Origin of the sequence: Burkholderia sp. Cy-637 (genome assembly GCF_011753175.1) — a bacterium.
Taxonomy (GTDB): Bacteria; Pseudomonadota; Gammaproteobacteria; order Burkholderiales; family Burkholderiaceae; genus Burkholderia; species Burkholderia gladioli.
In genome coordinates this window covers 1-558 of record NZ_VWWC01000414.1, presented here as the reverse complement: position 1 = coordinate 558, position 558 = coordinate 1, and the positions used below count along the sequence as shown (strand labels likewise).

The window sequence follows — 558 nt, the reverse complement described above, 5'->3', positions numbered from 1 at the left end:
TCGGGAACAGCCCCGCACGCGTGATCTGGTACTGCGCGCGCGCCGCCTCGATGTTGAGCACCGAGACGCGCAGATCGCGATTGTTCTTCAGCGCGATCTCGATCAGCGCCTGCAGGCGCGGATCGGCGAAGAAATTGCGCCAGCCGATGTCGGCGGCGGCCTGGCCATTGGCGCTGCGCGCGCCGTCCGCGCCCGGCTGCGTCGCGTAGACGCCGTCGGACGGGAAGCTGCCCGACACGGGGGCGGCGGGCCGCTGGTAATGCGGCGCCATCGTGCAGCCCGTGGCGACCAGCGCGAAGGCCATTGCAGACAAAACGAATTTACGCATGATGATCAATGTCCCTGGTTGCCGTCGCCATCGGTGCGATGCGCGTGTTCCTGCGCGAGACGCAGCGCCTCGTCGGCATCTTCCTTCTCGCCGCCGAAGATCGCGCGCACCTTCACGAAGAACATCGGGATCATGAAGATCGCGAGGAAGGTCGCGGTCAGCATCCCGCCGATCACGCCGGTACCGATCGCGTGCTGGCTGGCCGAACCCGCGCCGTTGCTGATCGCCAG

2 protein-coding genes are annotated in these 558 nt (G+C 67.2%); both read right to left on the bottom strand.

Features of this window, described 5'->3' with window-relative positions; genetic code table 11:
• A partial coding sequence (locus tag F3J10_RS35935; protein ID WP_167244075.1) for a TolC family protein occupies positions 1–331 on the bottom strand: 331 nt, incomplete at its 3' end.
• A 2-nt stretch (positions 332–333) separates the two neighbouring features.
• The coding region (locus F3J10_RS35930; RefSeq protein ID WP_167244074.1) for an efflux RND transporter permease subunit at positions 334–558 on the bottom strand (225 nt) is incomplete at its 5' end.